General features: G+C 69.4%; 19 protein-coding genes. 6 read left to right on the top strand and 13 right to left on the bottom strand.

The annotated features are described in order from the left end of the window. Nucleotides 1–63 precede the first annotated feature (63 nt). The 3 genes from pruA to CLV68_RS07905 form a co-directional block, all read right to left on the bottom strand. Nucleotides 64–1,692 (bottom strand): L-glutamate gamma-semialdehyde dehydrogenase, encoded by a 1,629-nt coding sequence (pruA, locus tag CLV68_RS07915; protein WP_121389805.1) that lies wholly within the window; start codon nt 1,690–1,692, stop codon nt 64–66. A 138-nt stretch (nt 1,693–1,830) separates the two neighbouring features. Beyond that, nucleotides 1,831–2,334, bottom strand: coding sequence for a DUF6912 family protein (locus tag CLV68_RS07910; protein ID WP_121391041.1), 504 nt, complete (start codon nt 2,332–2,334; stop codon nt 1,831–1,833). A 5-nt stretch (nt 2,335–2,339) separates the two neighbouring features. Next, entirely contained in the window at nt 2,340–3,743 is a 1,404-nt protein-coding gene (locus CLV68_RS07905) for a WS/DGAT/MGAT family O-acyltransferase (protein ID WP_121389804.1), read from the bottom strand. Nucleotides 3,744–3,809: 66 nt separating this feature from the next. Between CLV68_RS07905 and CLV68_RS07900 the strand changes: the two genes are divergently transcribed. Continuing rightward, complete coding sequence (locus CLV68_RS07900; protein WP_246009712.1) at nt 3,810–4,598, top strand: TrmH family RNA methyltransferase; 789 nt, start codon at nt 3,810–3,812, stop codon at nt 4,596–4,598. On the opposite strand, the gene CLV68_RS07895 is transcribed toward CLV68_RS07900, so the two are convergent. Next, complete coding sequence (locus tag CLV68_RS07895) at nt 4,536–4,955, bottom strand: HAD-IA family hydrolase (RefSeq protein ID WP_121389802.1); 420 nt, start codon at nt 4,953–4,955, stop codon at nt 4,536–4,538. The genes CLV68_RS07900 and CLV68_RS07895 overlap by 63 nt on opposite strands. Before the next feature lie 91 nt (nt 4,956–5,046). Between CLV68_RS07895 and CLV68_RS07890 the strand changes: the two genes are divergently transcribed. After that, a complete protein-coding gene (locus CLV68_RS07890; RefSeq protein WP_147459908.1) occupies nt 5,047–5,478 on the top strand; it encodes an Rv3235 family protein in 432 nt (143 codons plus the stop codon). An 847-nt stretch (nt 5,479–6,325) separates the two neighbouring features. Here the strand turns inward: CLV68_RS07890 and secA are convergent. The 6 genes from secA to mtrA all read right to left on the bottom strand — a co-directional run bounded on the left by secA (nt 6,326) and on the right by mtrA (nt 15,777). Beyond that, entirely contained in the window at nt 6,326–9,199 is a 2,874-nt protein-coding gene (gene secA, locus CLV68_RS07885) for a preprotein translocase subunit SecA (protein WP_121389800.1), read from the bottom strand. 365 nt (nt 9,200–9,564) lie between these two features. Continuing rightward, on the bottom strand, nt 9,565–10,272 hold the full coding sequence (gene hpf, locus CLV68_RS07880) for a ribosome hibernation-promoting factor, HPF/YfiA family (RefSeq protein WP_121389799.1): 708 nt from the start codon (nt 10,270–10,272) through the stop codon (nt 9,565–9,567). Between the two features lie 525 nt (nt 10,273–10,797). Next, nucleotides 10,798–11,523 (bottom strand): ComF family protein, encoded by a 726-nt coding sequence (locus tag CLV68_RS07875; RefSeq protein WP_121389798.1) that lies wholly within the window; start codon nt 11,521–11,523, stop codon nt 10,798–10,800. 171 nt (nt 11,524–11,694) lie between these two features. Further along, nucleotides 11,695–13,410 (bottom strand): LpqB family beta-propeller domain-containing protein, encoded by a 1,716-nt coding sequence (locus tag CLV68_RS07870; RefSeq protein WP_121389797.1) that lies wholly within the window; start codon nt 13,408–13,410, stop codon nt 11,695–11,697. Continuing rightward, nucleotides 13,407–15,086 (bottom strand): MtrAB system histidine kinase MtrB, encoded by a 1,680-nt coding sequence (gene mtrB / locus CLV68_RS07865; protein WP_121389796.1) that lies wholly within the window; start codon nt 15,084–15,086, stop codon nt 13,407–13,409. The genes CLV68_RS07870 and mtrB overlap by 4 nt, the downstream gene beginning before the upstream one ends. A 13-nt stretch (nt 15,087–15,099) precedes the next feature. After that, entirely contained in the window at nt 15,100–15,777 is a 678-nt protein-coding gene (gene mtrA, locus CLV68_RS07860; RefSeq protein WP_121391040.1) for an MtrAB system response regulator MtrA, read from the bottom strand. A 92-nt stretch (nt 15,778–15,869) separates the two neighbouring features. Between mtrA and CLV68_RS07855 the strand changes: the two genes are divergently transcribed. Next, complete coding sequence (locus tag CLV68_RS07855) at nt 15,870–16,352, top strand: VOC family protein (RefSeq protein ID WP_121389795.1); 483 nt, start codon at nt 15,870–15,872, stop codon at nt 16,350–16,352. Here CLV68_RS07855 and CLV68_RS07850 read toward each other — a convergent pair. From CLV68_RS07850 to ahcY, 3 genes are all read right to left on the bottom strand, one after another. Further along, nucleotides 16,278–18,932 carry an NACHT domain-containing protein gene (locus CLV68_RS07850; protein ID WP_121389794.1) on the bottom strand — a complete coding sequence of 885 codons (2,655 nt, stop codon included), beginning with the start codon at nt 18,930–18,932 and terminating at the stop codon, nt 16,278–16,280. The two genes, CLV68_RS07855 and CLV68_RS07850, sit on opposite strands and share 75 nt — an antisense overlap. Nucleotides 18,933–18,951: 19 nt before the next feature. Then, entirely contained in the window at nt 18,952–19,590 is a 639-nt protein-coding gene (locus CLV68_RS07845; protein ID WP_121389793.1) for a dTMP kinase, read from the bottom strand. A gap of 292 nt (nt 19,591–19,882) precedes the next feature. Then, nucleotides 19,883–21,373 (bottom strand): adenosylhomocysteinase, encoded by a 1,491-nt coding sequence (ahcY, locus tag CLV68_RS07840; protein ID WP_121389792.1) that lies wholly within the window; start codon nt 21,371–21,373, stop codon nt 19,883–19,885. Nucleotides 21,374–21,535: 162 nt separating this feature from the next. On the opposite strand from ahcY, the gene CLV68_RS07835 reads away from it, so the two are divergent. The 3 genes from CLV68_RS07835 (at nt 21,536) to CLV68_RS07825 (ending at nt 25,238) form a co-directional block, all read left to right on the top strand. Next, nucleotides 21,536–23,821 carry a hypothetical protein gene (locus tag CLV68_RS07835; RefSeq protein ID WP_170224349.1) on the top strand — a complete coding sequence of 762 codons (2,286 nt, stop codon included), beginning with the start codon at nt 21,536–21,538 and terminating at the stop codon, nt 23,819–23,821. Between the two features lie 229 nt (nt 23,822–24,050). Next, nucleotides 24,051–24,269, top strand: a complete 219-nt coding sequence (locus CLV68_RS07830) for a hypothetical protein (protein WP_147459907.1) — start codon at nt 24,051–24,053, stop codon at nt 24,267–24,269. A 3-nt stretch (nt 24,270–24,272) separates the two neighbouring features. Then, nucleotides 24,273–25,238 (top strand): hypothetical protein, encoded by a 966-nt coding sequence (locus CLV68_RS07825; RefSeq protein WP_147459906.1) that lies wholly within the window; start codon nt 24,273–24,275, stop codon nt 25,236–25,238. The last annotated feature ends 35 nt before the right edge of the window (nt 25,239–25,273 follow it).

The following is a 25,273-nucleotide window of genomic DNA, read 5'->3' as shown; positions in this document are numbered from 1 at the left end:
CATCGAGGCATGAAAAACGGGGCAGGCGCGAGATGCGCCTGCCCCGGTGTCGAGCGGGAGTGCTCAGCCCATGTGCGGGTAGCGGTGGTCGACCGGGGGGACGAAGGTCTCCTTGATCGAGCGGGGGCTGACCCAGCGCTGGAGGTTGTAGATGCTGCCTGCCTTGTCGTTGGTGCCCGACGCGCGGGAGCCGCCGAAGGGCTGTTGGCCGACGACGGCGCCGGTGGGCTTGTCGTTGACGTAGAAGTTGCCTGCGGAGAAGCGGAGGGCCTTGTGGGCCTGTTCCACGGCTGCGCGGTCGGTAGCGAAGACCGCGCCGGTCAGGGCGTACGGCGAAGAGGTGTCGACGAGCTCTAGGACCTTCGCGTACTCCGCGTCCTCGTAGACGTGCACGGCGAGGATGGGGCCGAAGTACTCGGTGGTGAAGACGTCCTGGAGGGGGTCGCTGCCCACGAGCACCGTCGGCTGGACGAAGTAGCCGACCGAGTCGTCGGCGGTGCCCCCGGCGAGGACCTCGATGGAGGAGTTCGCGGCGGCCGCGGCCAGGGCGTCCTTGTGCTTGGCGAACGCGCGGGCGTCGATGACCGCGCCGCCGAAGTTGCCGAAGTCGGTGACGTCGCCGTAGACCAGGGACTTGGTGACGTCGGCGAGCTGCTCGCGCAGGCCGCCCTCCCACAGCGAGCGGGCGACGTACGCGCGCGAGGCGGCCGAGCACTTCTGGCCCTGGTACTCGAACGCGCCGCGGACCAGGCCGATGACCACCGAGGCGATGTCGGCCGACGGGTGCGCGACGACGAAGTCCTTGCCGCCGGTCTCGCCCACGATGCGCGGGTACGAGCGGTAGGTGTCGAGGTTGTCGCCGATCAGGCGCCACAGGTGCTTGAAGGTCTTGGTGGACCCGGTGAAGTGCAGGCCGGCGAAGTCGGGGTCGGTGAGCGCGACCTCGGAGAGCGCCTGGCCGTCGCCGGTGACCAGGTTGATCACACCGGCGGGCATGCCTGCGGCCTCGAGCAGGCGCATCGTGTGGTGCGCCGCCAGCTGCTGGGTCGGCGAGGGCTTCCAGACGACGGTGTTGCCCATCAGCGCGGGCGCGGTCGGCAGGTTGCCCGCGATGGCGGTGAAGTTGAACGGGGTGATCGCGGTGACGAACCCGTCGAGCGGCCGGTGGTCGAACCGGTTCCACACCCCGGGCGAGGAGACCGGCTGCTCCTCGATGAGCCTGCGCGCGAAGGAGACGTTGAACCGCCAGAAGTCGATCAGCTCGCAGGCGCTGTCGATCTCGGCCTGCTGGGCGGACTTGGACTGGCCGAGCACGGTGGCGGCGTTGATGGTGTCGCGCCACGGCCCGGCGAGCAGGTCGGCGGCGCGCAGCAGGACCGCGGCGCGCTCGTCGAAGGGCAGTTCGCGCCACGCGGGGGCGGCGGCCTTGGCCGCGGCGACGGCGTCGGCGACGTCGGCGGTGGTGGCCTGCGCGGTGACGCCGAGGACGTGCTGGTGGTCGTGCGGCTGCACCACGTCGATCCGGTCACCGCCTGCCAGCCGCTGCTCGCCACCGATGGTCATGGTCAGCTCGGGCTGCTCGGCCTCGAGCTCGGCGATCCGGCGCGCGAGCGACTCGCGCTGCGGGGTGCCGGGCGCGTAGGAGCTGATCGGCTCGTTCGACGGGTCGGGAACGGACGAAACGGCGTCCATCGTGTGGCTCGCCTCCCTCGTGGTCAATGGCATCAGGGCGGTGCGTCGTGGCGGGGTGCCGCGCGACGGCGTCGACGGTCGTCAGCGCCGCGCGTGGACCCCCGCCCCCGTACATCCTGTCATGGGATGACCTCCCGGTTACAGCAGCTCCAGCAGGAAGGGCAACTCCTGCGGCGCGTACCAGGCCAGTTCGTGGTCCTCGGCGTCCCCGAGGACGAACTCCGCGTCCGGGTCGCCCATGTCGGCGGCGTCGACGGCGGCCACGGCGGCCCGCACGGCGACCGCGGCCTCCTCGGTGTCCAGGTGGACCGAGGCGATGACCTTCAGCGGGACCGGGCCGGACAGCTTGACCACCGAGTGGTCCAGGTCGGGGCGCAGCTCGACCCCGTCGACGTCGGCGGCGATGACCGCGCGGCGCATCGGCACGTCCGGGTCGGTCGTCAGCTCGGCGCCGAGCAGCCGCAGCGATGCCTTCGCCGCGTCGAGCATGGCCACGTACTCCAGTTCCTCTTCGCCGCCGGTCGCGTACGACTCGCGCAGGGCTGGGGTGAGCGCGAACGCCGTGCCGGTGATCGCGGCCAGCTCACCGTCCGCGTTCAACTCGCGCAGCATCGCCACCGTCGCCGGTATGTAGACCCTCAACTCATTCACGCTCTCACAGTCGTCAACAGTTCTTCGACGGACTCTTCCAGCATCCGCGCCAGCACGTCCACGTCAGACATGGCCGTGCGGTCACCGGTAAGGCCGAAGTACACCCCGCCGTCGTAAGAGGTGACTCCGATCGCCAACGCCTGGTTTCGGGTAAGGGGCATCGCCGGGACCATCCGGGTCATCCTTGCGGTGCCTAAGTACAGCGGGACCTGCGGACCGGGCACGTTGGTGACCACCACGTTGAAGATCCGCTGGGAGAACGAGGCGGCGGCCCGCGCGCCGAGCGAGTGCAGCGTCGGTGGCGCGAACCCGCCGACGCGCAGCAGCGCGGACGCGGCGACCGAGCGGACCGAGTCGTTGTGCGGGCGCAGCGCGTGGCTGATGTGGTGCAGCCGCACGAACGGGCTCGGCTCGCCGACCGGCAGGTCGACCAGCTGCGGGGTGACCTGGTTGCCGAGCATGCCGGGCACGGTGCCGTCCGAGTCGCGCACGGCGAGCGGGACCAGCGCGCGGACCGTGCTGGACGCGGTGAGCTGCAGGCCGCGGGAGAGCAGCCAGGACCGCAGGGCACCGGCGACGACGGTGAGCACCACGTCGTTGACGGTGCCGCCGTGCCTGGCGCGCACGTCGCGCAGGTCGTCGAGCCTGGCCGAGGCGACGGCGTAGCGGCGGGCCCGGCCGACCGGGGCGTTGAGCGGGCTGGCCTGGGCGGGCCGCGCGGCGATGCCGATGGCGGAGACGACGGTGCCCAGGACCCCGGCCACCTTCTGGGTGGTGGCCAGCGCGTCGCCGACCGCGGCGCGCACGTTCTCCACCACCTCGCGGGGCCGCTGCACGGTGTCGGCGACGGCGTCGAGCAGCAGCCTGGCCTGGCTGGGCAGCCTGCGCGGCTCCCACGGCTCGTCGACGGGCTGGTCGTCGGCCTGCGGGTGCGGTTCGAGGATGACCTGCCCGAAGTCGATGGTGCGGATGCCGTCGACCAGCGCGAGGTGGGTCTTGGTGATCAGCGCGGCGTGGCCGTCGGCGAGACCCTCGACCAGGTACGCCTCCCACAGCGGCCGGGTGTGGTCGAGCGGGCGGGCCATCAGCCTGGCGACGAGGTCGTGCAGCTGCTCGTCGCTGCCGGGGCGCGGCAGGGCGGAGCGGCGCACGTGGTAGTTGACGTCGAACCCCGGGTCGTCCACCCAGACCGGGCGGGCCAGGTGGCCGGGGACCTCGGCGACGCGCTGCCGGTAGCGCGGCACCAGCGGCAGCCGCTGCTCGATCAGGGTGACCAGGCGGGCGTGGTCGAACCCGGCCTTCGGCTTGCGGAACACCGCGACCCCACCCACGTGCATCGGCGTCGCCGCGTCCTCCAGGTAGAGGAACGACGCGTCGAGGGCGGACAGGCGGTCGGGCATGGCCCGATAGTGGCACAACCCGGGCGGCGCGGAGGGCCGGGCGCCGGGCGTGCGATGCTGCTCGCCGTGTCCCCCGATCGTTCCGCACCCCGAGACCACCGCGAGCAGGCGCCGTCCCCCAAGGACCGGTTCGTGACCGTCTACGGGCGCAAGCCGGTGCTGGAGGCGTTGGCCGACACCCGGTTGACCGTGGACAAGGTCGTGCTGGCCGACAACGCGCACGGCCTGGCGGCCCGGGAGATCATCGACGCCGCGCGGGACCGGGGCGTGCCGGTGCAGCGGGCGTCGGCGCAGCGGGTGAAGGTGTTGGCGGGCAACGGCAAGCAGGACCAGGGCGTGCTGGCCGACGTGGTCGCGCCCCGGATGCGGACACTGGCCGACGCGCTGTCGTCGTCGCGCCGCCCGACGTCGGTGCTGCTGCTCGACGGCATCACCACCCCGGCGAACGTGGGCATGATCCTGCGCACCGCCACCGCGGCCGGGATCGGCGGGATCGTGGTGCCCAGGCGCGGGGTGGCCGGGCTGGACCCGCTGGTGGTCAAGGCGTCGGCCGGGGTCGCGTTCACCGCGCCGGTGCTGCGCGCCGCGACCGCGGCCGAGGCAGCAGCCGACCTGCGCGCCGCGGGCTACCCGCTCTACGGCCTGGACGCGGGCGCCCGCCGCACGGTGTTCGACGCGGACCTGCCCACCCAGGCGGCTTTCGTCATGGGCAGCGAGACCTCCGGCGTCACCGACGGCGTCCGCCCGCACGTCAACCGCTGGCTCTCCATCCCGATGTCCGGCGGCGTGGAGTCACTCAACGTCGCCACCGCCGCCGCCGTCCTGTGCTTCGAACTGGTCCGCCGCGGCCGCTAGACCGAACAGGACGGTCAGTTCGTCCACAGTGGACTCAAGATCCCGGTGGTGCACACCGACCATGCCCACCCGCACGGCCCCCCGCACGTACCGCGCCACATCATCGACGAACACGCAGTCGCCCGGCTCGACCCCGAGCAGCGCCGCCACATGCCGGTAGATCGCCTCATCGGGCTTCGCGACCCCAACAGCTCCTGACACAACAACCGCGTCGAACACGTCCGGCAAGCCCGCGGGCACGGTGTCCGCATTGGACAGCAGCGCGGTCTTGATCCCGCGCGCGTGCACCTTGGCGACCACCTCGGGCATGCCGTCATCGGTGAACACGCCTGCGTAATCCACTACCAGGGCCTTCATGGGCCTGATTTTGTCACCAGGTTCAGCTACCGCTGTGGGGGCTGGCGGTCTTTTCGCGCTCTGTCCGGGTAACCACTCGGAGGGAGTTGTTGTGCGGATCAACGCGCTGCCTGAGTATGAACCGCCGTTGGCTGAGGCTGACGAGGAACGCTGGTTCACGCCGCCTGCTTGGCCGGTGCCCGCGCGGGTCATTCGAGGGGCGCCGCGCGAGGCTTGTTGGCGGTTGGTGACGTTGTTGTTGGAGGCGCTGGAGGGGAAGCGGCAGGTGGCGCATCTGCATGGGATGTTGCCTGAGGCGGCTTATGAGGGGTTGTTGACGCGAGCCAAGGGGGGTCGGACTCAGTATCGGTTGTTGCGGTTGCATGTGGAGGAGGTGGCGGTGGGGGTGGTGGAGATGGCTGCGACGGTGCGGGTCGTGCCGTTGGAGAGGGCGGAGGGGTGGCATGTGAAGGTGTGTTTGGGGCGGATGGAGCAGGTGGAGGGGGAGTGGCGGTGCACGTTGTTGCGGTTGGTGGGGTTTTGAGGGGTGGTGGGGTTGCCCACAGGGTGGTGGCTTGGTCGGCTCGGTTTGTCGGTGGGTCTCGGTAGGCTGTGTATCGGGGGGTGCTTGGGGCGGTTTGATCTTGTGGGTGGGGGTTGTCCACAGGGGGCTGCTCGGTCGGGGCGGTTTGTCGGTGCTGCTCGGTAAGCTGTGTATTGGGGGGTGCTGTGGCGGGTTTGATCTTGAGCTGAGGGGTTGCGGCTCTCGTGCTCGCCTGCGGCGTCGACGATTGACGCCTCGCCTGCGGCATTGGCCTGGGCGCGAGTTTTGAGCTTTGCTCGATGTGGCGAACTTGTTTTGCGCGGGGCCCCTGAACTACCCGTGGCAGGACCGCAAAGCAGGGGCCGAAGAGCATGGCCCTGTCCGCGAACGACGCTACGGGCAGTCCTCCCCCACACAAAACAAGTCCACCCCATCGAGCCTGCCTGGCACCAGCGGATCCGAGGAGCGGTTGTCGGCCAACGTTGTTCGGGGGCGGGTGGGGGGCAACGTTGTAGAGGGGCGGTTGTGGGCCAACGTCTGAGAGGGGCGCGTTGAGGCCAACGATTGTGAGGGCCGGGTGGGGGCCAACGTTGTGGGAGCGTGTTGGGGTCAACGCCTGGGAGGGGCACGTTGGGGCCAACGTTGTTTGGGGGCGCGTGAGAGGGCCAACGTCTGCGAGGGCCGGGTGGGGACCAATGCCCGGGAGGGGCACGTTGTGCCAAGGTTGCAGAGGGGCGCGCTCGCGCCGCCATTTGGTTGGCAGCGAGAAGTGTTTCGGTTGGGGGGTAAGAAAAAGCCCGGGTGGTGGACCTTGGTCCACCACCCGAGCGAAAGGTACTGCTAGGACTCAGCGACGGGGGCCCTTGCGGCCCTTCTTGGCTGAGTCTCGGGCTGCTTGCCTGCGCTCGCGGCGGGTGCCGGAGGCGGAGGTGTCGTTGTCGGGGGTTTCGGAGTGGGATTCGACGCCGCCGTCTTCGGTGGGGCCGGAGTAGTTGAGGCGTTGGGGGGTGGGGCCTTCGAAGCCCTTGCCGCGCAGGGCGGGGGGGAGTTTGTCGCCTGCGGCGGCGGCCGCGGCCTGTTCGGCGCGGACCCGGTCCTGGACGGCCTGGGCGCGGGCCTGGCGGGCCTGGAGTTCGGCCTGGCGGGCCTGGGCCTCGGGGCTGGGGCTGACCGACGGCAGCGCGGTCGGCTGCGGGGCGAGCTGGACCTCGGGCTCGGCGGGCTCCACCGGGACGTTGAACAGGAAGCCGACCGACTCCTCCTTCAGCGCGTCGAGCATCGCGCCGAACATCTCGAAGCCTTCCTTCTGGTACTCGATCAGCGGGTCGCGCTGGGCCATCGCCCGCAGGCCGATGCCCTCCTTGAGGTAGTCCATCTCGTAGAGGTGCTCGCGCCACTTGCGGTCCAGCACCGAGAGCATCACGCGCCGCTCGACCTCGCGCATGGCGCCCTCGCCGACCTTGCCGTCGATCTCGGACTCGCGGGCGGTGTACGCGGCCTCGGCGTCCTCGGTGATGGCGCGCAGCAGGAACTCGTGGTCCATGTCCTTGCCGTCGGCCTCGGCGCGGTCGACCAGCCGCTCCCAGTCCACCGAGATCGGGTACAGCTGCTTGAGGGCTGTCCACAGCTTCACGTGGTCCCAGTCCTCGGAGTAGCCGTCGGCGGTGGCGCCGACCACGTACGCCTCGACCACGTCGTTGAGCATGTGCAGGATCTGCTCGCGCAGGTCCTCGCCCTGTAGCACCCGCAGCCGCTCGGCGTAGATCACCTTGCGCTGCTTGTTCATGACCTCGTCGTACTTGAGGACGTTCTTGCGGATCTCGAAGTTCTGCTGCTCGACCTGCGTCTGCGCGCTGCGGATCGCCCTGGTGACGATCTTGGCCTCGATCGGCTGGTCCTCCGGCACGTTCATCGCGGTCATCACGCGCTCGACCATGCCCGCGTTGAACCGGCGCATCAGCTCGTCGCCGAGCGACAGGTAGAACCGGGACTCACCCGGGTCGCCCTGGCGGCCGGACCGGCCGCGCAGCTGGTTGTCGATGCGCCGCGACTCGTGCCGCTCGGTGCCGAGCACGTAGAGGCCACCGGCCTTCTGCACCTCGACCTTCTCGGCCTTGACCTCCTGCTGCGCCTTCTCCAGCGCGGCGGGCAGCGCGGCGCGCCACTCCTCGGGGGTCTCGATCGGGTCGAGGCCGCGCTCGCGCAGCGTCTCCTCGGCGATGTGGTCGGGGTTGCCGCCGAGCACGATGTCGGTACCGCGACCGGCCATGTTCGTCGCGACGGTCACCGCGCCCTTGTGGCCTGCGCCCGCGATGATCGCGGCTTCCTTCTCGTGGTGCTTGGCGTTGAGCACGTTGTGCGGAACGCCCGCCTTGAGCAGCAGCTTCGACAGGTACTCGGACCGCTCGACGCTGGTCGTGCCGACCAGCACCGGCTGGCCATCGGCGTGCCGCTCGGCGATGTCCTCGGCGACGGCGAGGAACTTGGCCTCTTCCGTCTTGTAGATCAGGTCCGGCTGGTCCTTGCGGACCATGTCCCGGTTCGTCGGGATCGGCACCACACCGAGCTTGTAGGTGGTGTGGAACTCGGCCGCCTCGGTCTCGGCGGTACCGGTCATGCCGGAGAGCTTGCCGTAGAGCCGGAAGTAGTTCTGGAGGGTGATCGTGGCCAGGGTCTGGTTCTCGGCCTTGATCTCCACCCCCTCCTTGGCCTCGATCGCCTGGTGCATGCCCTCGTTGTAGCGGCGACCGGACAGCACGCGGCCGGTGAACTCGTCGACGATGAGCACCTCGGCGTTGCGGACGATGTAGTCCTTGTCGCGCTTGTAGAGCTCCTTGGCCTTGAGCGCGTTGTTGAGGTAACCGACCAACGGGGTGTTCGCGGCCTCGTAGAGGTTCTCGATGCCGAGCTGGTCCTCGACGAGAGCGACACCCTTCTCGGTGACGCCAACGGTGCGCTTGCGCTCGTCGACCTCGTAGTGGGTGTCGCGGCGCAGCATCGGCGACAGCCGGGCGAACTCCTGGTACCAGCGCGAGGACTGGTCGGCCGGGCCGGAGATGATCAGCGGGGTGCGCGCCTCGTCGATCAGGATGGAGTCGACCTCGTCGACGATGGCGAAGTGGTGGCCGCGCTGGACCATGTCGTCGAGCGACCAGGCCATGTTGTCGCGCAGGTAGTCGAAGCCGAACTCGTTGTTCGTGCCGTGCGTGATGTCGCAGTTGTACGCCTCGCGGCGCTCGGCCGGGGTCATCTCCGAGAGGATCACGCCGACCCGCAGGCCGAGGAAGCGGTGGATGCGACCCATCCAGTCCGCGTCGCGCTTGGCCAGGTAGTCGTTGGTGGTGATGACGTGCACGCCGTCGCCTGCGAGGGCGTTGAGGTACGCGGCAAGGACACCGGTCAGGGTCTTGCCCTCACCGGTGCGCATCTCGGCGACCTGGCCCAGGTGCAGCGCGGCACCGCCCATCAGCTGCACGTCGAAGTGCCGCTGGCCGAGCACCCGCTTGGCGCCCTCCCTGGCCACCGCGAACGCCTCTGGCAGCAGCTCGTCGAGCGACTCGCCGCCGCGGTAGCGCTCCTGGAACTCGGCTGTCTTGCCGCGCAACTCCTCGTCGGAGAGCGCGACGACCTCGTCCTCCAGCGAGTTGATGTGCGCTGCGATGTTGCGCAGCCGCTTGAGCATCTTGCCCTCGCCCGCGCGCAGGATCCGGGACAGCACCATCCGAGTCGACCTCGCTAGCTGATAGTCGTGCGCCCGCTACGGACGCTCCTGTTCGTCATCGTAGGCACCGCGCCCGGCAGCGTGCACCGACGCCGACACCGACGCGGCGCAGGCTACCCGGGTGAGGCCCGCCACAGCACCAACGGCCCACCCGGCCGGGAGGTTCCGCACCTGCCGCCAGTTGGGAACTGGGAACGGACCGGGGTCTGCCCGCGCGGACCGATCCGCGCCGGTCACCGGCCTGTCAGACGGTGTCGACGCCCTCCGGGCACCCTCGCGAATCCACCGAATAGGGGGCCGGGTGCGGGCATGGTGGTGCCCCGGGGGAGCTGGTCCCCCGGGGCACGCGGTGCGTGGGTCGGGGCTCAGACGAGCTTGATCACGCCGTAGTCGAAGGCGTGGCGCCGGTAGACGACGCTGGGGGTGCCGGTGTCGGCGTCGGCGAACAGGTAGAAGTCGTGCCCGACCAGTTCCATCTCGTAGAGGGCCTGGTCGACGGTCATCGGCTTGGCCGGGTGCTCCTTCTCGCGCACCACGCGGCCGGGGAGGCCGTCCTCGTCGTCCTCCCAGCGCTGCCGGGGCATGGGGACGCCGCCGTACTCGGTGGCCAGGTCGGCGTCGAGGTGGCTGCCGTTGGTGGCGCCGTCGTACTCGGGGGCGTGCAGCAGCGTGGTGCTCCCGGCGACGAGACCCGCGTGCCCGTTCCCGTTGGTGATCGGGGTGGCCGCGGCGACGGCTTGGCCGACCGAGGTGGGGGTGCGCCGACCGTGGTGCACGCGCCTGCGGTCGTGCTGGCGGCGGAGCCGGTTCTCGATCTTGCTGACTGCCAGGTCGAGCGCGGCGTAGAAGTCGCCTGCCACTGCCTCCGCCCGCACGGCGGGGCCCTTGCCCTTCCCGGTGATCTCGACCCGCTGGCAGCTCTTCGACTGCCTGCGGTTGGGCTCGTGGAACAGCTCCACGTCGAAGCGGATGACCTTGCGGTCGTAGCGCTCCAACCGGGTCAGCTTTTCCTCGACGTGTGTCCGGTAGTGCTCCGGAACCTCGACGTTACGGCCCTTAACCACGATGTCCATACACGACCTCCCTCGCTGACGGCGAGTACTGGTTGCGGCTTTGCGGTACTTGGCGCCGGGCTGGTCTGGATTCCAAGTCCAGGACAGGAGCTGACCTGGGGCTACGGCCCCTTCGGTCAACGCTCCACCGGCACCAGGGTCATGGGCTACTCGCCTCCTCCCCGCTTGCCGGGAACGGTGATAGCGATGCACGTTAGCCCGCGTTTCGACCGAGCAACAGCCCCCGAGGCGGGCGACATCCGTTCGCGACCGAGCGTGACGTCGTGCGACGGGCGGGCGGCCACGCGCGGCCGAACCGGGAGCGGGCCGCGACCACCGCGGCGAACCCGTTCCCCCGAGCGGCGCAGCACCGGGGGCCGAGCAGCGGCAGGGCGTGTTCGGTCGAGCGGACCCGACCGCTGCGCCACCGGGTCCAAGACCACCCGCCTGCTCACCCTCATATCCGGCCAACGGCCCCGAACGGCGTACGGTTCCCGACTCTCCTTCACTCTTTCGGGGGTATCAGACTGTGGGATGGATCTCTCGTCAGACGGTCGCGGCGCAGGCGAGCACGGCGAGTACCGACAGCCCGGCCGCCCGCAGCGCGCCCGCGCAGGCGGCGGCGGTCGAACCGGTGGTGACGACGTCGTCGAGCACCAGTACGGGTGCACCCGGCGGTGGGACACCCCGGCCGGAGACACACAGGTGCCGCGCCAGGTTCTCCCGTCGCCCGGCCACATCGAGCCCCACCGAGTCCCGCGCGCGACCGGCCAGCAGCAACACCGGCGCGACCCGGGCCTGCACGCCCCCGAGCACCAGGACCCGGGCCACCACCTCGGCCACCCCGGCCATGTGGTGCCCACCCCGCCGCCGCACCGCCGCCCGACTCGACGGCGCCGGGACGAACCACAGCGGGTCGCCCACACGAGCGACGCCGGGTGACGGAGCCGACTTGCCCGACAGGGTGGCCAGCCCGGGGCAGGCGGCGCGCACCGCGGGCACCCGCTCGGCGAGGTCGGGCAACGCGGCGGCCAGTGCCCGCCCGAGCGGCTCGGCCAGCGCGCGCCGGTTGCGCTCCTTGTAGGCGATGATCGCCCGCCGCGCCGGTCCGCCGTAGGCCGTGAGGGCCAGCACGGGAACGCCCTTCGTGGCGCTCCGCTCGACCGCGCGCAGGCCGACCAGGGTCGCGGCGCACCGGGTGCACCAGGAGGTGCCCGGCTCGCCGCAGCCTGCGCAGGTCAAGGGGATCAGGAGGTCCAGCAGCATCCGCATGCGAGCAGGGTGGCCGCTGCCGCGACGGCACGCGCGAAGTTGTCCACAGGCAGGCAGGCAGGCGACAACCAGCGACACCAGCGACACCACGAGATCGAGAATCACGCGGTGAGGATCGCCCACCCCGGCCCGCCGTGCCCGAAGTTGTCCACAGGGCCAGGAACCCGCAGGTCAGCCGGGGTAGAACGGCAGCGCCGCCGAGCCGAGGTTGTTCTGGTGGTACTGCCAGACCTTCCCCGCCTCGCCGGTGGTCCACATCCCGGACCCGTCGGTCACGATCGTCGACCGACCGGGGGCCGCGGTGACCGCCGTGACCGGCAGCGTGAGGTTGGTCTTGTTGTAGGCGGTGTACGCGTACCCGTCGACCGACATGCTCACCACCGGCCGGATCGGCTGGTCGGTCGCGGCGATGACGGTGAGCCGGTCGAGCCAGTCGAGGCCGACGACGTCCTTCACGATCCCCGCTTGCAGGGTCCGGCCGGAGCGGATCGTGACGGCGTCGTTGGGCCTGACGACCGAGGCGACCCGGATCTCGCCGTTGACCACGGCCGCGACGCGGGCGCCGTCTCGGGAGAGGCGGAGTTGGGTGATCGTGCCGCCGTTGCGGGTGAACTCCGAGGCGTCGACCGGGTAGTCCTCCCACTTTCCCTCGTTGGTGCGGACGACGCGGACAACCAAAGTCCCGTCTTGCACCGTCCAGACCTCGTTAGGCATGGCCTCGTTCGATCCAGCGAACAGCCAGGTGGGTCTGGTGAGAGTGGCCGCGGCAGGCAGGCTCACCTCGGGCAGATCGCCGTCTGACTTACCCACGCGCAGTTTCATCCCGCCCGGAGTCCGTTGCACGACTGCCAGCAGGCCGCCGTCCAGTGACTGCGCGGCGCTGACGATGTCGTAGCTGCCGTCTCCTGTGGGCCCGTCCAGCTTCTTGCCGTCGCGCAGGGAGTAGAGGCGTCCACCGACAACGGCAAGTCCTAGGAGGTCTGCCTTAAGCGCGGACAGCGAGTCGTACGCACCCACGTCGCCGGTCGTCCAGTCCTCGTGACCTGGCACCAACGGAAGTCCTTGGCTCCGGATCCGCAGCGGGCTCGTGGTGACTTCGCGCAGGGATCGAACTAACTGCGCCGCTATGCGCTGTCTGTCCTCTAGTGGCTTGTCGACCTTGCCGAGGTTGATGAGGATGGCGCCGTCGGGCTCGGGGAGGATGTTGGTGCTCATCTCCAGCCCTTCGAGGTGGTTGCGCACCGCGCCCTTGAGCGACTCCGAAGGGCCGCCGAGCAGCAGGTACACCACGCGGCCGAAGAGGCCGGGGCGCGGCTCGATCGCCACGTAGCGGGGGTCGGAGACCATGACCCGCTGCTCGGGGTCGAAGAACTCCAGGTTCACCCTGCGGTAGCTCTTCGCGAAGTCCGCCTCGCGGATGAGGACCGCGTTGGGCGGCTCGGCGATGCGCCACTGCCCGTCCTGGCGCTTGATCACCACCCGGTACTCCAGCGACTGCACCTGCGGCAGGAACGAGAAGTCGCCGACCAGGCCGCCGATGGAGGTCGCGGTGAGGATGACGACCTGCTCGTTGGTCGGGTCCTTGCCCTCCGGCACCGACTGCGGGATGGTCTTGAACTCGTCCTGGATGATCGTCGGCGCCTCGCCGCTCTTCCAGTTGGGCTTGGCCTCCTCGGTGAGGTAGGTGCGCGCCGCGTCGGGGGTACCCGCGTTCTTGACGAACTCCTGGACCAGGTTGAACGGGTCGAGCCCCGGCGCGGGTTTGCCGACCTGGCGCGGCTGCTCCTCGGTGGCGTCGACCACGACCCTCGGCAGCGTCCGGTCCGGGATGTTGGCGCAGCCCGCGAGCAGCGTGGCGCACACCAGGGCGAGGACGAGCCGGATCACGGGTAGACCTCCTCCGGAACGGAGATGGGCAGTGGGGCGGGCTGGGTCATGGGTCGGGCGTCGAGCGGGAGTAGCGGCAACGGGCTGTCTTCGTACTGAACGCCCTGGTTGCGAGGCAGGGTCAACCGGAAACAGGCACCCTCACCCGGTTCGCCCCACGCGTCAAGGCCACCGCCGTGCAGACGGGCATCTTCAAGGCTGATCGCTAGTCCCAATCCGGTGCCCCCGGTGTGCCGGTTGCGGGAGGGGTCCGCGCGCCAGAACCGGTTGAACACCAGGTCAGCCTCACCGGTGCGCAGACCGACACCGTGGTCCCGCACGGTTACCGCTACCGCGTTCTCGTCGAGCACCATCCGCAGCTCGACCGGCTTGCCCTCGCCGTGATCGATGGCGTTGGCGAGCAGGTTGCGCAGGATCCGTTCGACGCGGCGGGACTCGACCTCGGCGATCGCGTCGCCCTCCGGCAGGTCGAGCACGATCTCCGACCCGGCGTTGCGCGCGATCACCCGCACCGACTCGACCGCGCGCCTGGCGATGGCCCGCAGGTCGGCGTGCTCGGCGATCAGCTCCTCAACGCCCGCGTCGAGCCGGGAGATCTCCAGCAGGTCGCCGAGCAGCGACTCGAACCGGTCGAGCTCGTCGACCAGCAGCTCGGTCGAGCGGGCCAGACCTGCCGGGAACTGCGCGCGCGAGGCGTGCAGCACGTCGGCGGCCATCCGGACCGTGGTCAGCGGGGTGCGCAGCTCGTGCGAGACGTCGGAGGTGAACCGGCGCTGCAGCTGCCCGAAGTCCTCCAGCTGGCGGATCTGCCGTTCGATGCTCGCCGCCATCTCGTTGTAGGACTCGGCCAGCCTGGCCACGTCGTCTTCACCGGCGACGACCATCCGTTCGCCCAACTCACCGTCCGCGAACCGTTCTGCGGCTCTAGCCGCACGCCGGACAGGCAGCACCACCTGCCGGGTCACGAGGTTCGTGATACCGGCCAAAAGAAGCAGTAGCACCAAGCCGCCGACGACGAGCGTGCTTTGGACGACGCCGATCGTCCGTTGCTCGGCCGCTAGCGGGAAGAGCATGTAGAGCTGCACGGCGGTGTTCGCGGTCGCCACCGTCACGCCGACGATCAGGTAGGTGACGCGTTCGCCGTTGCGGTCAACGGTGTAGATCTGCGAGACGGTGCGGTTGGACGTGTTCAGCAAGAAGTCCCGCAAGGACTGCGGGATGCTCTCGTACGGTCCAGCGGCTCTGACGTCACTCGGCGCGATGTACGGGGCGTCGTTGACGAGAACCGGTTCGAACGCGCCTGCGGAGCCTGCCCCGGACTGGTCAGGCGAAGAGCTGGTGAGCTTGTTGAGCGCGCTGTTGAGCCTGTCGCGGATGGGGTCGAACGGGCTGGTGCCGCCCAGTTCCCGCTCCGCGATCTGCACCGCGATCCTGGTCTGCGCGATGGCGGCTTCCTCTTTGGTCGCCAGCAGCCGCTCGGTGATCTGGTTCTGCAGCACCATGCCCAGCACGAAGATCACCGCCGAGCCCAGGGCGAGTGTGCTGACCACCACGCGCAACTGCAGCGACCGCCGCCACAGCTCGCTGAACGCGCTGGAGCGGCGCCTGCCCGCGGCGACCAGGCCGCGAGCAGTGCGGACGAGCCACTGCCCAGGGCCGCTCGCCGCCGGGTTCACCGGGGATCCGCGATCACGGAGGGCCCGCCTTGTAGCCGACGCCGCGCACGGTCAGCACGACCTCGGGGTGCTCGGGGTCGCGCTCCACCTTGGAGCGCAGCCGCTGGACGTGCACGTTGACCAGCCGGGTGTCCGCGGCGTGCCGGTAACCCCAGACCTGCTCGAGCAGGACCTCGCGGGTGAACACCTGGCGCGGCTTGCGGGCCAGCGCCACCAGCAGGTCGAACTCCAGCGGGGTCAGCTGGATGGCCTTGCCGTCGCGGGTGACCTCGTGGCCGGGGACGTCGATGGTCAGGTCGCCGATGCCCAGCGTCTCGGCCGGTTCCGACTCGGTCCTGCGCAGCCTGGCGCGCACCCTGGCGACCAGTTCCTTGGGCTTGAACGGCTTGACGACGTAGTCGTCAGCGCCGGACTCCAGGCCGAGCACGATGTCGACGGTGTCGCTCTTGGCCGTCAACATCACGATCGGCACACCGGACTCCGCGCGGATCGCCTTGCACACGTCGATCCCGTTCATCCCCGGCAGCATCAGGTCTAGCAGCACGAGGTCGGGTTTCAGCTCGCGCAGCGCGGGCAGCGCCCGGGAGCCGTCCGCCACCACGGCCGTGTCGAATCCCTCGCCGCGCAGCACGATAGTGAGCATCTCGGCGAGGGCCGGGTCGTCGTCAACCACGAGCACTCGTGCCTTCATGGGCACATAGTCGCACTGTTGCGCGGGTGCCCGCGCAGCACCCGCCGTCGAGTATCGTTGAAACTTGAACAGGCCGACCGGCAGGAGCACCCATGGGCATCCGCAGGCTCAACCACGCCGTCCTCTACGTCCGCGACGTGGCGCGCAGCGTGGCCTTCTACGGCGACGTCCTCGGCTTCCGCCCGATCACCGAGTTCCCCGGCGCCGCCTTCCTGCGCGCACCGGACTCGGACAACGACCACGACCTGGGGTTGTTCCAGGTAGGACTGGACGCCCCCGGCCAGGTCACAGGCGGCGTCGGGCTCTACCACCTGGCCTGGTCGGTGCAGACCCTGGCGGAACTGGCCGAGTTCAAGCGGGTGCTCACCGAGGTCGGCGCGCTGGTCGGCGCCTCGGACCACGGGGTGTCCAAGTCGCTGTACGCGAAGGACCCGGACGGGGTGGAGTTCGAGGTCTCGTGGTTCGTCCCCCGCGACAAGATCACCCAGGAGATGGAACAGTCAGGCCCCCCAAGGCCCCTCGACATCGCCGCCGAGATCGCCGTCTGGGGAACCGAGTTGGTCGGCGCTCTGTAGTTCGATCAGCGCGTCCACCTGCTGCGCGATCGCGGGCAGGAGGTCTGGCAAGTCCAGCCCCAGCTCCGGGAACAGCCTGGCGGCCAGTGCACGCATGAGGGCCTCGGGTCCGGCAGGCTCGCGGGAGTTGTCCTTGACCCGGATGCCGTCGAGGAGGACGGAACCGAGCTGGATTCGCGTGGTCGTCCACACATCGCCGCTGAGCATGGCGACGAGCAATCCGACGGGTACCGGCGCCGGGTGCGCGAGATCGAGTTGATCGCCGCGGCGTTTGAGGCACCGCACGACGGCGGACAAGCCCTGCTGGTCGAGTCCCGCCGTCCACAGCCGCAGAACGGCTTCCCAACCATCATCAGGCCACAGGCGCTCAAGGTCGACGCCTGCGGTCAGCTGGACGCGGATCAAGACCAGGTTGGCCGAGTAGGCCGCGAGCTTGCTGATCTGGTCGACCGCTTCGGGCAGGTAAGTCGGGTAGCGGTTCGCGGACCCGCGGTGGCGGTAGGTACGCAGTAAGTGGTCGAGGGTGCGCTCGACGCGGTTGCGCTCGTTGTCGTCGAGTAGCAGCAGGCGGTCGCAGATGAAGTCGATGGCGGGGCGCTGGATGGCCAGTGGCTGGTGGGATAAGAGCGTGAACAGGAGCTCGTCATCCGGTTCGTGGACAGCGCGCCTGCCGTAAGAGCCGTCGGTGACATCGCGGAGGATTTCGACGATTCGGTGAGCGACCAGGTATTCGCCGAAGGTGGCGTGGAGGAACTCGTAGCCCCGCACGGCTCCTCTAGCCGTAGTGGCTTCAGGGGCGTGGATGAAGAAGAACTGGCTGAGCACCTGTTCGCCGGACTGGGCTCGGTCGCCCAGAGCGGCTAGATCGGCAGTGAGGTCTGCCTCCGAGATGTACTGCGCCCCGCGGTTGAGCATGCCTAGAGCAGCGATCGACAGGCGCCAGAGCAAGCGTTCGACCGAATCCGCCGACTTCTCGACCTCGCGTTCAGCGAAGCTGGTGAGGAGTTTGTCGTAGAGGTCCGCGAGGGACATATCTGCGTCCGGTAGGGGAACCGCTGGATTGGCGCAGTAGATGGCAAGCATCATCAACAGCAGCGGCTGCCCGGCGAGCTGCGGTAGAGCCAACGCGGTCTGGACGGGCAAGGGCCGGACATCAGCGTTGGTTCGGTTCCAGACCTCTAGCCATGCCTCGACTTGCTCTTGGTCGAACTCCTCGATCTTCACCACCGGAGTTCCCGGACGAACGGTCACGCGGTCGGCGACCAGGGTTCGGGAGGTCACCACGACGGCCACCGGCTGGCCCATCGCGGCCTCGGTGCGCTGGAACTGCTCGACGTCGCGCAGGTAGCCGGTGCGGTCGGCGGTGGTGGCCTGGAGGAGCTCGTCGAGGCCGTCGAGCAGGACCACCCGCACGGTGTCGCCGTCGCCGTCGAGGTCAGCCCAGCCGACCCGGTTGTGGGTGGCCTGCTCCAGCGCCTGGGCGACCTGGCCCGCGATCGAGGCACCGGCGTCGACGTGGCGGAGGCGGACCCGGATCACCGTGTAGTCGGACGCGGGGAGCAGGGCGGCGAGCGCGATCATCAGGATCGACTTGCCCGCGCCGGGGTGCCCGAGCAGCAGCAGCGGCCGCGACAGCGCTCTCGGCGTGCAGAAGTGCCTGGCCAGCATGACCGCCAGGTCGTGGTGGATCGGTCGGAGCTGCCACCAGCTCTCGTTGCTGATCCGCCCCTCGCCGCCCGACAGCGTCAGCCGGTAGCGCGGGGTGCGGAAGATCTCCTCGACCGACGGGAAGAGCACGAGGCTGTCGGTGGTGTCGACGATGGGCTTGCCGAGTTCGCTCCGGTTGGCCCGCTCCACCAGGGCGCGGTGGTCGCGCGCCGCCTGACCGCGGCCGAGCAGGTCGGTGATGGCGGCGAGACCACGCGCGAGGTTCGCTGCGGCGACCTGGTCGGACCAGATCTTGAACTCCGGGACCTTGGTCGCCAGCTCCAGGAAGTGCGACCGGTACCGGTCGCTGAAGTCATTGATGATGTGCCGGTTGACCGAGGGCCAGTCACCCCGCACGTCGAACACGTCGAACACGGTGACCCCGAGGCGCCGCGCCCAGCCCTCCAGTTCGGCGATGTTGGCCTCGAACCCGATGACGGCGGACGGGGTGGGGATCGGGGCGGTGTAGAGAGCCTCGACGAGGGTCTGGCCCTCGGTGCGTCGCAGGTCGGCCAGCGCCACCTTCTGCTCGTCGGTGAGGTCGACGCCGAGGTGCGCGGCGACGGCGGCGGAGTACGCGGAGAGCACGATCGTGGAGTGCGCGGCGACCACGAGGTCCTGGCGGTGCAGGCCGCCGGTGCCCATCAGCCGGTCGCCGACGGCGTCGAGTGCGCCACGGATGCCGGTCATGGCCTCGGACTTCTGGTCGACCATGCCCCAGATCGCGCCGAAGACCGCCGCGAGCGGGCTCAGCGGGCCGGAGGCGAGGATCACGCCGCCGAGCAGGCCGTTGAGGCGGGTCAGCCAGGGGTGGTCGTCGTGGCCCAGTACCTTGAGGGCGCCACGCAGGGTGATCGGGGGATCACGTCGCACGTGATCACGGTAGCTGGGGTCAGGCGAGCAAGGTGCCGGTTAGCGACAAGACGTCGAGGTCTGTGCTGCCGTCGACGACGTGCCAGGGCGACAGCCAGGACGTGGCGGCGAGGTCGTCGTAGACCTCGCCGACGCGGACCTGGAGCGGGGTGTCGGATTCCCACTTGTCCCTGGCGCGCGCGTCCACGGTCTCGCGGTGGGTCGCGCGCTCGGCGGCCAACTGGGCGGAGACGCGGAGCAGCAACTGCGCGTGCGGCACGGGTAGGCCAAACCGCTCGATCTCGATCGAACGCACCCACGACACGAAGTCGCCCGTAGCGGACTCGTGCAGGCGGGCAGCGCCATAGGCGGCGTTCGACGCTACATAGCGGTCCAGCAGGACAACGTCGAAGGACGCCAGATCGGACAAGAGGTCGTCGAGCGCCCCCTGACGGTCCAGCGCATAGAGCACGGCCATGCCGTAGACAGAGTCACCGAGCCCCCCGAGCCGACCGTGCAGCCCCTCCTGCACCAGGTCGGCCGTCACCGACAGCCCGTAGCGGGGAAACGCGCGGGTCCCCACGGACGCGCCCTGCTCCGAGAACGCGGCGGTGAGCTTGTCGGCCAAGGTGCGCTTACCAGCGCCGTCCAGGCCCTCGATGACGATCAGACGTCCCACGGGGGTTGACCCTAACGCGGGCCCTGCGACAGCCGCGGACGGCTCTATCGACAGCCGTGGACGGCGCCTGCCCGGCTCTCCCCTCCGGGCCCGACGCCGTCCACGGTGCCATCCACCCCCCGGGGCGGCTCCTTGGGCTCTGGCTTGCCCCCTGCGCAGGCCAGAACTACACAAGATCGCTGGACCGGGTCTGTTTGTTACACCTTTCGGTGACATAAGACGCGGGCCCCGGCACGCAGGTTGCGTGCCGGGGCCCGGAAGAACTGCCTACCGCCCAGTAGGGGCGTACTCGTCAGTAGCGGTAGTGCTCCGACTTGAACGGGCCCTCGACATCGACGTCGATGTACTCGGCCTGCTCCTTGGTCAGCTTGGTGAGCGTGCCGCCGAGCGCCTCCAGGTGGATGCGGGCGACCTTCTCGTCCAGCTTCTTCGACAGCCGGTACACCTCGCGGTCGTACTCCTCGTGCTTGCCGTACAGCTCCACCTGGGCGATGACCTGGTTGGAGAAGCTGTTGGACATCACGAAGCTCGGGTGCCCGGTGGCGTTGCCCAGGTTGAGCAGGCGGCCCTCGGACAGCACGATGATCGAGTGGCCGTCCGGGAACACCCACTCGTCGACCTGCGGCTTGATGTTGATCCGGCGGATCCCCGGGAAGCGGGTGAGGCCGGCGATGTCGAGCTCGTTGTCGAAGTGGCCGACGTTGCCCAGGATGGTCTGGTGCTTCATCCTGGCCATGTGCTCGACGGTCACCACGTCCTTGTTGCCGGTCGTGGTGATGATGATGTCGGCGTCGCCGACGGCCTGGTCCAGCGTGCGGACCTCGTAGCCGTCCATCGCCGCCTGCAGCGCGCAGATCGGGTCGATCTCGGTGACGACCACCCGGGCACCCTGCCCGCGCAGGCTCTCCGCCGAGCCCTTGCCGACGTCGCCGTAGCCGCAGATGACCGCGACCTTGCCCGCGATCAGCACGTCGGTGCCGCGGTTGATGCCGTCGACGAGCGAGTGCCGGATGCCGTAGCGGTTGTCGAACTTGCTCTTGGTGACCGAGTCGTTGACGTTGATCGCCGGGAAGAGCAGCTCACCGGCCGCGGCGAGCTGGTAGAGCCGCAGCACGCCGGTGGTGGTCTCCTCGGTGACGCCGCGGATGTCGGCGGCGATCTTGGTCCACTTGCCCGAGTCGGCGGCCAGCGAGTGCCGCAGGGTCTCGAGGATGAGGCCCCACTCCTCCGGGTCGTCGTCCTCGGTGGCGGGCACGACGCCCGCCTTCTCGTACTGCACGCCCTTGTGGACCAGCAGCGTGGCGTCGCCGCCGTCGTCGAGGATCATGTTCGGGCCGGGGCCGTCCGGCCAGGTGAGCATCTTCTCGGTCGCCCACCAGTACTCCGGCAGCGTCTCGCCCTTCCACGCGTACACCGGGACGCCCTTGGGCTCCTCCGGCGTGCCGTGCGGACCGACGACGACCGCGGCCGCGGCGTGGTCCTGGGTGGAGAAGATGTTGCACGAACACCAGCGGACCTCGGCGCCGAGCGCGACGAGGGTCTCGATCAGGACTGCGGTCTGCACGGTCATGTGCAGCGAACCGGAGATCCGGGCCCCGCGCAGCGGGTACACCTCGGCGTACTCGCGGCGCAGTGTCATCAGGCCGGGCATCTCGTGCTCGGCGAGGCGGATCTCCTTGCGGCCGAACTCGGCCAGCGAGAGGTCCGCCACGGCGAAGTCGATGCCGTTTCGGGTCTGCGCGAAGCTCGCTCCGGTCGCGCTCCGCGTGTCTTCTGCGGTCATCGAAAACATCCTCCAGACTTCTGGTTCCTGTCGAACACTACCGTTGGAGCAGGGGGCGCGGGGCGACCAAAAGGAGTGATCCGTGCCTGAGAGTGACCGGGGAGGGACGTGCTGCTAACGGGTTCGGAGACTCGCGTGGTCGAGCTGCGCGTGCACGGCATCATGGGCACCTCCGCGGAGAACCTCGTGACCGCGGTGGCCGCGGTCGATGTGGCCGGTGACGGCGTGGGCCGCATCGTGCGCCCTGCCGACCGCCTGATGCGGCCCGCGCCGGGTCCGGTGCTGCGCGCCGAGGGCCGGTCGGTGCCCAGGGTGGTCGAGGGGTACGTCTGGGGCGCGATGACCTCCGGTGGCGTTGCCAAGGCGACCTGGGCGCTGCTGTTCCCGTTCTCGCTGGCGAACATGGCGCACTGGATGCTGCCACCGATCCCCAGCGGCCACCGGACGGCGCGGCTGCTCGGCACCGTGAACCGGTCGCTGCTGCGCCTGGCCGCGTTGCTGCTGACCGGGCTGCTGGTGTCGCAGGCCGCCGTGGTCAGCATGGACCTGCTGGCCGCGCAGTGCCTGGCGCCGGGGACCGGGTGCCTCGACTGGGTGCCGGACTGGGTGCGCACCACCACGTCGATGCGCCAGGTGGTCGGGCTGGTGCCGGTGCTCGCGGGCATCGTGGTGCTGCACCGGGTGTCGACGGTGGCCTGGGAGACCCCGGCCGCGCCGAACCCGCCGGACGCCCAGCCCAACCAGCGGGTGGAGCTGCCCGGGCGCAACCTCGTCTCCGACCCGGACACCCCCGCGCTGCGCGCGTTGCACCTGACCGCCGCGTTGGCGCTGGTAGCGCTGCTGCCGCTGGGTGGTCCGTTCACGCCACCGGCGCATGGGCCCGCCCTGTGGGTGTGGGTCGCGGCGCTCGCGGTGGTGGGCACATGTGTTTTGTGTGTACTCGCTTTGGACGACCCGCGGGGAGCCGAACCCTCAACTGCCGGTCGGTACCTGAGGACCGTACTGGGCCGGGTGCCGAGGGCGGTGCTGCTGCTGGGCGGTGCCGCGCTGGCGGTGGCGGCCGGGGTGATCACCGGTCCTGTCCCCGCGCGGATGACCGGCACCGGGCCGACCGTGGAGGCGATCGCGGCCGGGTTGATCGCGGTGGTCGTGCTGCTCGGGGTGTTCCTGGTGCCCGCGGCGCTGATCGCCCGCCGCACCTGGAAGCACCAGCCCAAGGCGCTGCGGCCGTGGGCAGGCGGGTGGATGGCGGCGCCGGTGCTGGCGATCAGCGCGTTGATCGGCGGCGGGTTCGGCGCGGGCCTGGCGATCTCGCTGCGCAAGGTGGTCGGGTCCAGCGGGATCGAACTGCCGCGCGGCTACGAGCAGGTGACCCTGTTGTGGGGCGCGGCGGCGGTGATCGGTCTCCTCGTGGCGATCCCGTGCGGCGCGGTCGCGGCGGTACGCCTGTTGATGGCGCCCGGCGGGTACGCGGAAGTCGACATGTTGCACGCGGGCAGACCCGCGGACGCCTCGGCCGCACTACGCGGATGGCGGGCGGCGGGGTGGCAGCGGCGCAACGCGCACCGGGTGTTGCTGGCGTTCGCGGGGGTGCTCGCGGCGGGGACGGTCTTGTCGGTGACCACCCGGATCGCGGACCTGCACCCGCCGCAGTGGATGGACCCGTTGCCCACCATGGGAATCCTGACGCTCGGCGCGTTGGTCGTCGCGCTGTTGCGGGCGATCTACACGGCAGCGCAAGAGCCGGAGGCAGGGCGGCGGTTGGGTGTTATCGCTGACCTGGCGTCGTTTTGGCCGCGTGAGGCACATCCAACGGTGCCGCCGTGTTACGCGTTGAAGGTCGTGCCAGAGCTGGCGGCGCGCGTGATGGAACACTTGAAGGACCCATCGACGCGGGTAGTGCTGACGGGCCACAGTCAGGGAAGCCTTCTCGTTGCGGTTACCGCGGCCCGGTTGATGGATGTGTTGAACGAGCCCGAACGGCAGCGGTTGGGTCTAGTGACCGTGGGATCGCAGTTGCAGTGGGCATACCCGCGCGCGTTCCCCGGCGCAGTGCCACACGCGTCACTCGCCGAGCTGTCGCAACGTCTAGGCACCCGTTGGCGCTCCCTGTGCCGCGGCACCGACCCTCTCGGCGGCGCCGTCACCACCTGGGACCGCCAGGTGTGCGACAACCAACTCCTCGGCACCGGCTTCCGCCCCGACGGCACCATCGGCCCCCTCCCCGCCGCCACCCCCTCCCCCACCGGCGCCCTGGTCCTCGGCGGCGACCACTGGCTCCCCGACCCCATGCGCGGCCCGTTCACCGGCCGCCGTTGGGTGGCCGGGGTCATGGGCCACGGCAACTACACCGCCGACCCCGAGTGGGACCGCGCCATCGCCATGGCCGCCGGGCTGGACCCGGAGGAACCCAAGTCCACCCTCCCCTGGCCCAGCCGCCACGCCTGACCGCCGCTGGTGACCGGTAAGTGGGATCAGCCGGGCAGGTCACCATCCGGCGGAAAAACTTGCCCGACAGGGGTGCCACGCGCTGTGCAGCCGCAGCGGGCGCAGGCTGGCCGTGAGCGCACCTGCGCCACCACGCAGAACATGACACGCCATCTGGCAAGTTGACAGCGATCATGTCAGATCCATACCATGATGACATGGAGAGTCACTAGGCGCGAGGGTGGACGGCATGACCGAGATACTGCTGGTTGCACTCGCCCTCTGCCTGGGCGCGGTCGCGGTTTTCCATCGAGTCTGGCGATATTTTCAAGCGAGATTGACCGAGCGCGAAAACCAACACCGACTTGAGTTGCAGAGGTTGATGGATGATAAGCGAAACCTGATGGATCAACTGACCGAACTCCGGCACATCACCCTCGCCTTGGCCGCAAAAGACAATAAGAGGTAGCGCGTGACCGCCACAACCAGCGCAGATCTACTCGCCGAATTTCGGGCGCTGAGGCGGGGACCTGGCTTGTCGCTCTCCTCGAAGGCAGCCCAGATAAGCCCACGGTTGGCCGCATTGTGTGGAGTCACAGCGAAAGACTCAAACGACGACGCGTTCACCAAGGTGCGACGGTCTTTTGAGAAATGGATATCGGAAATGCCAGGCGACCTGCCTGACATCCTCGCGTCCGCTTTCGGCATCGGCGAGACGTATAGCCATCACGTCAGGCTAACCGAACGTCTCGACGTCTTCTCTTCCATCCATCAGATCAGCATACGCACAGCACACCGCTGGATGGATGAGGCCCTGAGCCAGTTCGCCGAGATCGTGACGGACAAGAGCGTAGCCGCCACATCGACCACCCGGTCGAACAGGGATTGGCACGCCCGCAGCGTCCGGACAATCGTTCTCGTTCGCAAGTCCGGTATCGAGGTTCTTGAGTTCCGCACTATCGTGTGCGAGAGCAAAGACCTCAGGCGGATTGAGTTGGGCTTCTCCACGCCGAAGCGGCAGGACAGTGAAGTCGCCCCGCAACGACTCCTAACGATCGATGCGCTACACGGCGGCAATATCGTCGAAGTGGAGATAGAGACCTCCGCACGTGTCGGCTTCGCGCTGGAACTGTCCAGGGCCTTGAAGCTGGGCGAGGTCTACGATTACGCCGTGCGGTTCCGCCTCCCCCCGGAGGCGGAGATCATGCCATATTACACTCTCGTGCCTTACGTCTCCTGCGACGAGTTCGACCTCACCGTCAAGTTCGAAGAGCTTCCCGACCGGGTGGAGATCCTGGGCGGCGTCCTCCAAGCAGACACCGTCGACTGGGTGCTGAAAGCGCCTGCCATCGAGATCGATCCGCTGGGCGAAGTGCGCGCGCGGTTCAGGAACCTGCAACCGAGGATGGCCTACGGCGTCAGGTGGAAGCAAGGCTAGCTACGCGGGAGCCACACTCGTGGTCGCCTCACCTC

It is taken from the genome of Actinokineospora cianjurensis, assembly GCF_003663795.1.
In the GTDB taxonomy this organism is placed as follows: Bacteria; Actinomycetota; Actinomycetes; order Mycobacteriales; family Pseudonocardiaceae; genus Actinokineospora; species Actinokineospora terrae.
Note: the sequence above shows the minus strand (reverse complement) of the source record. Positions and strands in the feature narration are given on the sequence as shown.